Source organism: Pseudonocardia sp. EV170527-09, from assembly GCF_008369905.1.
In the GTDB taxonomy this organism is placed as follows: Bacteria; Actinomycetota; Actinomycetes; order Mycobacteriales; family Pseudonocardiaceae; genus Pseudonocardia.
This window is the reverse complement of the sequence record NZ_VRMC01000040.1, coordinates 44144-51071: the sequence shown is the minus strand read 5'-3', so window position 1 is coordinate 51071 and position 6928 is coordinate 44144. Positions and strand designations below refer to the sequence as shown.

6 protein-coding genes are annotated in these 6928 nt (G+C 76.1%); 4 read left to right on the top strand and 2 right to left on the bottom strand.

What is annotated here, in order from left to right:
* Nucleotides 1-98 precede the first annotated feature (98 nt).
* From FVA95_RS14495 to FVA95_RS14485, 3 genes are read left to right on the top strand one after another with little or no spacing between them, the layout of a single operon-like run.
* The gene (locus tag FVA95_RS14495) at nt 99-1586 is read left to right on the top strand and encodes an FAD-binding oxidoreductase (protein ID WP_240051488.1); all 1488 of its coding nucleotides are present in this window, start codon (nt 99-101) and stop codon (nt 1584-1586) included.
* A 59-nt stretch (nt 1587-1645) separates the two neighbouring features.
* The gene (locus FVA95_RS14490; protein WP_149664699.1) at nt 1646-3229 is read left to right on the top strand and encodes a CHAD domain-containing protein; all 1584 of its coding nucleotides are present in this window, start codon (nt 1646-1648) and stop codon (nt 3227-3229) included.
* Between the two features lie 10 nt (nt 3230-3239).
* Complete coding sequence (locus tag FVA95_RS14485) at nt 3240-4274, top strand: PHP domain-containing protein (RefSeq protein ID WP_149664698.1); 1035 nt, start codon at nt 3240-3242, stop codon at nt 4272-4274.
* A gap of 10 nt (nt 4275-4284) precedes the next feature.
* Here FVA95_RS14485 and FVA95_RS14480 read toward each other — a convergent pair whose 3' ends face one another.
* Nucleotides 4285-4686 (bottom strand): cupin domain-containing protein, encoded by a 402-nt coding sequence (locus tag FVA95_RS14480; RefSeq protein ID WP_149664697.1) that lies wholly within the window; start codon nt 4684-4686, stop codon nt 4285-4287.
* Nucleotides 4687-4979: 293 nt separating this feature from the next.
* On the opposite strand from FVA95_RS14480, the gene FVA95_RS14475 reads away from it, so the two are divergent.
* The gene (locus FVA95_RS14475) at nt 4980-5897 is read left to right on the top strand and encodes a glycoside hydrolase family 16 protein (protein ID WP_240051490.1); all 918 of its coding nucleotides are present in this window, start codon (nt 4980-4982) and stop codon (nt 5895-5897) included.
* Between the two features lie 15 nt (nt 5898-5912).
* Here the strand turns inward: FVA95_RS14475 and FVA95_RS14470 are convergent, their stop codons facing one another.
* Nucleotides 5913-6923: a carbohydrate kinase gene (locus FVA95_RS14470; RefSeq protein ID WP_240051487.1), complete on the bottom strand. Its 1011-nt coding sequence runs from the start codon at nt 6921-6923 to the stop codon at nt 5913-5915.
* Nucleotides 6924-6928: the final 5 nt, after the last annotated feature.

The following is a 6928-nucleotide window of genomic DNA, read 5'->3' as shown; positions in this document are numbered from 1 at the left end:
GACGCGGCCAGCGCCTGCCGGCCCTCCGCCGCCCGGCCCCGCCGGGGAGGGCCGGCAGGCGCTGGCCGCGTCGGCGCCGGCGACCTACCGTCGTGGGCATGCCCGACCGCGTCACCGCCGCCGCCCCCGTCGTCGTCGCGCCGGAGGGGCGGCCCTTCGGCGGCTCCGCCGCGCCCGTGGAGCTGGACGCCTCCGGCCCGGACGCCGCGGGGCGCGCGGTGCTCGCCGAGCTGGCGGCCGCGCTCGACGCCGACCGGGTCCTGACCGACCCCGACGTCGTGCGTCCCTACGTGCACGACGAGGCGGAGTGGGCCGAGTACGGCACGCCGTTGTGCGTGGTGCGGGCGCGGACCACCGCCGACGTCGCCGCGACCGTGCGGGCCTGCGCCGCGCACCGGGTGCCGGTCGTCGCGCGGGGTGCGGGCACCGGGCTGTCCGGCGGGGCGAACGCCGTCGACGGCTGCGTGCTGGTCAGCCTGGAACGGATGGCCGCGATCCGGGAGATCTCGGCGGGGGAGCGGCTCGCCGTCGTCGAACCGGGGGTGGTCAACGACGACCTGCGCGCCGCCTGCGCGGAGCAGGGCCTCTGGTACCCGCCGGACCCGGCGTCGGCGCCCTGGTCGACGATCGGCGGCAATGTCGCGACCAACGCGGGCGGGCTGTGCTGCGTCAAGTACGGCGTCACCCGCGACTACGTGCTCGCCCTGGAGGTCGTCACCGCCACCGGTGAGGTCGTGCGGGTCGGGCGGCGCACCGCGAAGGGCGTCGTCGGCTACGACCTCACCGGGCTGATGGTCGGCTCGGAGGGGACGCTCGGGATCATCACCGAGATCACCGTGAAGCTGCGCCCGGCCCGCCCGGCCGCGCCGCGCACCGTCGTCGGGTTCTTCGACTCCCTCGCCGACTGCGGGGCCGCGGTCGCCGCCGTCACCGAGCAGGGGCTGCAGCCCGCGGTGTTCGAGCTGGTCGACCGGGAGTGCCTGGCCGCGGTCAACGCCTGGCGCAACGCCGGGCTGCCCGAGGGGGCCGCCGCGCTGCTGCTCGCCCAGACCGACCTGCCCGAGCCCGCCGCGACCGCCGAGGCCGACGCGATCCTCGCGGCCTTCGAGCAGCACGGCGCGACCGAGGCGATGGCCGCGACCGACGCGACCGAGTCCGAGGCGCTGTTCGCCGCCCGCCGGATGGCCTACCCCGCGCTGGAGCAGCTCGGGATGGGCATGCTGACCGAGGACGTCTGCGTCCCCCGCCCCCGGATGGCGGAGATGCTCGCCCGGATCGAGGACATCGGCCGTCGCCGCGGGGTCCGGATCGCGACCGTCGCGCACGCCGGCGACGGGAACCTGCACCCGCTGATGCTCACCCCGCACGACGACCCGGACGCCCGGGACCGCACCCGCGCCGCGTTCGACGAGATCATCGACGCGGCCGTCGAGCTGGGCGGGACGGTCACCGGGGAGCACGGCGTCGGCCTGCTCAAGCGCGACGGCATGGAACGCGAGCTGGGCCCCGGGGTGCTGGCCCTGCAGCGCTCGGTGAAGGCCGCGCTCGACCCGGACGGCATCCTGAACCCGGGCAAGGCGGTCTGAACCGCGCATGTCGCCCGGATGGCCGCGCGTGGTCGCCGGGGGAGCGGGAACACTCTCGGATGAGCACCACCGACCCGGCCCTCGTCCCCTCCGCCCTCGCGCTGACCTACCGCGGTCCGTCGCACGCCGGTGCGCCGCGCCTGACCGGCGTCGCCGGGGTCGCCGAGGTCGTGCCGGTGGTCGAGGCCGAGGTCCGAGAGGTGGAACGGGTCGACACCGCGGACCTGCGGCTGGTCGCCGCGGGCATCGAGCTCGTCGTCGAGCACACCGTGCCCGACCGCGCGTCGGCGGTGCCGCCGTCCACGACCTGGGTGCTGCGCCTGCCCGACGCCGACGAGCCGCTGCGCGTGCCGCTGCCCGCGAGCGAGGTCGAGGGCGTGACCGGCGAGCGCGCCGTCCCGGACGGTGTCGACGCCCTGGTCCGCGGGGTCCGCGGCGACGCACCACTCGTCCCGGTCGGTCGGGTGCACGTGACCCGCCAGGTCGACCGGCTGCGCGACGCGACCGGGACGGACCTCGCCACGCTGGCCCGCGAGCAGGTCGACGTCGCGCTGCTCGGGGAGGTCGCGACCGTCGAGAGCTGGACCGAGGCCGTCGTGGAGCCGGGGGCGGCCGACACCGCCGGGCTCCGGCAGCTGGACGAGGCGCTGCGCGACACCGGACTCGTGCGTGCCCCGCGCGGCGCGCACGCCCGGCTCGCCGCGCTGCTCGCCGCCGCCGCGCCCGCCGACCCGCCGCGCCGCACCGGCCGGAAGGGCAGCGCCGGGGCACTGCTCCTGCGCTACCTCGGCGACCAGGTCGACACCCTGGCCGCCCGCGAGGCCGACCTGCGCGCCGACCGGCCCGACGCCGTCCACCAGATGCGCATCGCCGCCCGCCGGCTCCGCAGCGCGCTGCGCACCTACGGCACGCTCCTGGAGGGGCCGCGGGTCGGGCACCTCGTCGGCGAGCTGCGCTGGCTCGGCCGGGCCCTGGCCGGGGAGCGCGACGCCGAGGTGCAGGAGGAGCGCCTGACCGCCCGGCTGGCCGCGCTGGAACCGGAGCTGCTGCTGGGCCCGGTGCAGGCCGCGGTCACCCGGCACTTCGCCCGCACCCGCGCCGAGACCGGAGCCGCCGTGCTGGAGGTCGTCGACGGCGAGCGCTACGCCGCGCTGCAGGGCGCCCTGCGCCGGCTGCTCGCCGACCCGCCGCTGTCGCGCCGGGCCCGCAGGCCCGCCGCGACGGTCGTCCCGGCGATGGTGGGACGCACCGCCCGCAAGCTGGAGCGGCGGATGGAGCGGGCGCTGGCCGACCTCGACGCCGGCCACGTCGCCCCCGAGTCGCTGCACGACGCCCGCAAGACCGGCAAGCAGCTCCGCTACGCCACCGAGGTCGCCCGGCCCAGCGTCGGGAAGGAGGCGCGGGCGTTCGCGAAGCGGCTCAAGAAGGTCTCCGACGTGCTCGGCGAGCACCAGGACGCCGTCGTCTCCCGCGAGACCCTGCGGACCCTCGGGGCCCGCGCCGGCGCGGAGCACGGCAACGGGTTCACCTTCGGTGTACTGCACGGCCGGGACACCGCGACCATGCTCGACCTCGAGCGCAGGCTGCCCACGGTGTGGGAGACGGCGTGGACGCGGCGCGCCCGCCGGTGGATGCGCCGCTAGCCTGCGCGGGGTGAGAGACGCCGTCGCCGCCCTGCGCCGGATCGCGTTCCTGCTCGAACGCGCCCAGGAGTCGACCTACCGGGTCCGCGCGTTCCGCACCGCGGCCGCCGCCCTGCGCGGCCGCAGCGCCGAGGAGCTGGCCCGGCTGCACGCCGCGGGCGGCCTGACCGACCTCAAGGGCGTGGGCGAGGTGACCGCGCGCTGCGTGGGGGAGTCGGTCGCCGGGGAGGAGCCGGTCTACCTGCGACGGCTGGAGGACGCCGTCGCCCGCGCCGACGCCACCGGGATCCCCCTGGCCGAGGCGGCGCTGCGGCTGCGCGAGTCCCTGCGCGGGGACTGCCACAGCCACACCGACGCCTCCGACGGCGGCTCCCCGCTCGCCGAGATGGCCGAGACCGCGATCGGGCTGGGCCACGACTACCTCGTGGTCACCGACCACTCGCCGCGGCTGACCGTCGCCAACGGGCTGTCGGCGGACCGGCTGCGCCGCCAGGTCGAGCAGATCGCGGAGCTCGACGAGCGGATCGCCGCGTCCGGGTCGGACTTCCGGGTGCTCACCGGCATCGAGGTGGACATCCTCGACGACGGCGCCCTCGACCAGTCCGAGGACCTGCTCGCCTCGCTCGACGTGGTGGTGGCCAGCGTGCACTCGAAGCTGCGGATGCCCCGCGACGAGATGACCGAGCGGATGCTCACCGCCGTCGCGAACCCGCACGTCGACGTCCTCGGGCACTGCACCGGGCGGATGGTCACCGGCCGCCGGAAGCGCCCGGAGTCGGAGTTCGACGCGCCCGCGGTGTTCGCCGTCTGCGCCGCGAACGGGGTCGCGGTCGAGATCAACTCCCGGCCGGAACGCCTGGACCCGCCGAAGCGGCTGCTGCGCCTGGCCGTCGAGGCGGGGTGCGAGTTCACGATCGACACCGACGCGCACGCCCCCGGGCAGCTCGACTGGCTCGACCACGGCTGCGCCCGCGCCGTCGCCTGCGGGGTGGACCCGGAGCGGATCCGCAACACCCGCGACCGGGCAGGCCTGCTGCGCCGCTGAGCCCGTCCCCTCAGCGCAGCTCGAAGTCGGCGACGTCGAAGCCCGGGGAGACGACGCAGCTGACCAGGACCGGGCCCGGCCCGACCGGCTCCGCCCGCTGCCACACCCCGGCCGGGACCTCCTGCTGCGGGCTTCCCGGCCCGAGCCGCAACCGGGCCGCGGGGACGGGGTCCGGCCCGTCGCCACCGAGGACCAGGTCGGCTTCCGGGCCCGAGTGCCGACACCACAGCTCGGTGGACCGGACGCGGTGCCAGCGGCCGGGGGCGTCGACGAGGTAGAGGATCGCCGTCGCCGAGGGGCGTGGACCGTACGGGGTCGCGACGACGACCGGCGAGGTCCAGGTCCGCCGGTACCAGCCACCCTCCGGGTGCGGGGCGAGGTCCAGCGCGACGGCGAGGTCGGGACGTGTCACGCCGCCACTCTGGCAGGCGGGCGCGCGGGGTCGCCGGCCCTGCCCTGCTCCGCTGCTCCCGCGGTCCCCTGCGCAGCGCCCGCGGCCGTGCGCCGCCACGGTCACCCGACGTCACCGGTGGCGGCGGTGTGATCACTGTCGGTCCACCTGTGACCGCATCCCACTCGTCCGCGCACTCCCCGTACGGGTGGTTCGACTGGTGCTCCTCACTCAGCGCACGTGAGATGGGGCTGCAGGTGACCGAGTGACAGGAGTGATCCACGGTGCGGACCAGGACCAGGGCGACGGTGGCTATGCTGGCCGCGACGCTCGCGCTGTCGGCGGTCACCACGGCCGGGGCGTCGACGGCGTCGGCAGCACCCGCCGGTTCGGCGGGCGTCGTGACCCGGACGGCCGCCGACCCCGCGGCACCCCCGGCGTCATCGCACTGCACCGAGACCGCGGCACAGAAGCTCGGCTGGGGCGCCCCCACCCGGGAGTCCGACTTCGACGGCACCACGGTCCCGCCGGACTGGCATCCCTACGGCCCCGAGCCCGGCCACAACAAGAAGGGCACCCGCACCCCGGAGGCGGTCACCGTCGCCGACGGGGCGATGAGCATCTCCGCCGACGCCGACGGCAACACCGGCGCCGTCAGCTGGCACCCCGGCCAGCGCTACGGCCGGTGGGAGGCCTGCGTGAAGTCGGACGAGGGGCAGGGCGGGATCAACGCGCTGCTGCTGCTCTGGCCGGTCGCCGAGGACTTCCCGGTCGGCGGCGAGATCGACTGGATGGAGATCATGGACGACTCCCGCCAGAAGACGAGCTTCTTCCTGCACTACGGACCCGACAACGACCAGGACCACGGGTCGGTGAAGCACGACTCGACGCAGTGGTCGGCCTACGCGCTGGAGTGGACCCCGGAGAAGATCACCGGGTACGTGAACGGGAAGGAGTGGTACTCCAACACCGACACCGACCAGTTCCCGCCGCGCCCGATGAACATGACCATGCAGCTCGACTACTTCGGCAACGCCGGCGGCCCGACCGCCATGCACATGGACTGGGCCCGGCAGTGGGCGCTGCCGCAGAGTAGCGCGGCCACGCTGAGCCTGCCGCCCGGCTCGGCCGCGACCGGGCAGCCCCGCGACTTCCCGGGCCGGAAGCCGCGCGAGCTGTCCGGGCCCGAACAGCAGGCGCAGACCGCGATGCTCGCCCACGAGCAGCGCTGAGGCCGGACTGCGGCGTCAGATTGCGGCGTCGAGCTCCGCCCGGGTGGGCGGGTTCGCGCCGTGCCGCGAACAGGTGATCGCCGACGCCGCGACGGCCTCGGTCAGCACGGCCTCCAGCGTCGGCCGGTCGATGCGGTAGAGGTCGTCGCGGGCGGTCGCGCCGAGCAGCCCACGTCGGTGCAGTCCGGCGAGCAGCGCGGCGGAGAAGCTGTCCCCGGCCCCCACCGTGTCGACGACCTCGACGGTGCGGCCGGGCAGCGCCAGGTGCAGCCCCGACGACGTCCCGGCCAGCACCCCGTCCGCCCCCAGGGTGACCACGACGACCGCCGGGCCCAGCTCGAGCCACTCGCCGACGACGTCGCCGGGCTTGCGGCCCGGGTGCAGCCAGCCCAGGTCCTCCTCGCTGACCTTCACCACGTCGGCCACGCCCAGCAGCTCGTGCACGCCGGGCAGGACCTCCTCCGGTGAGCCCATCAGCAACGGCCGGACGTTCGGGTCGTAGCTGACCGTCGCGGTGTCCACGGCGGAGGCGAGCAGCTCGCGCAGCGCATCGTGGCCGGGCGCGGTGGTCAGCGCCAGCGATCCCGAGTGGACGGCGACGACCGGGCCGGTCGGGCCGTCGTCGAGGGCGCCGGTGAGCTCGTCGTCGGTCCACTGCCAGTCCGCGGTGCCCGCGATCCGGAAGTCGTAGGACGCCTGCCCGTCGGCGGCCAGCTCCACCAGCGCCAGCGACGACGGCTCGGCCGCCTCGACCGAGTGCGACAGGTCGACCCCGTTGTCGGCGAGGTGGGCGCGCAGCTTGCGCCCCAGCAGGTCGTCGGCGAGGCGGGCCAGCATCCGGGTCGGCACGTCGAGGCGGGACAGTCCGACCGCGACGTTCGCCGGGCTGCCGCCGGGCGCGAGCTGCCAGTACTGCTCGGTGGACGTGCGGTCCGCCTGCGTCGGCGCGGGGACGATGTCGACGAGTGCTTCTCCGGCGACGGCGATCACTCCGCGTTGCGGGCGTCCGGCGGCTGTGTCGGGCATGGCGG

What these genes read in the sequence shown, in the direction of transcription:
- FVA95_RS14495 (WP_240051488.1), top strand. Translation starts at nt 99, where the DNA reads ATGCCCGACCGCGTCACCGCCGCCGCCCCCGTCGTCGTCGCGCCGGAG.
- FVA95_RS14490 (WP_149664699.1), top strand. Translation starts at nt 1,646, where the DNA reads ATGAGCACCACCGACCCGGCCCTCGTCCCCTCCGCCCTCGCGCTGACC.
- FVA95_RS14475 (WP_240051490.1), top strand. Translation starts at nt 4,980, where the DNA reads ATGCTGGCCGCGACGCTCGCGCTGTCGGCGGTCACCACGGCCGGGGCG.
- FVA95_RS14470 (WP_240051487.1), bottom strand. Translation starts at nt 6,923, where the DNA reads ATGCCCGACACAGCCGCCGGACGCCCGCAACGCGGAGTGATCGCCGTC.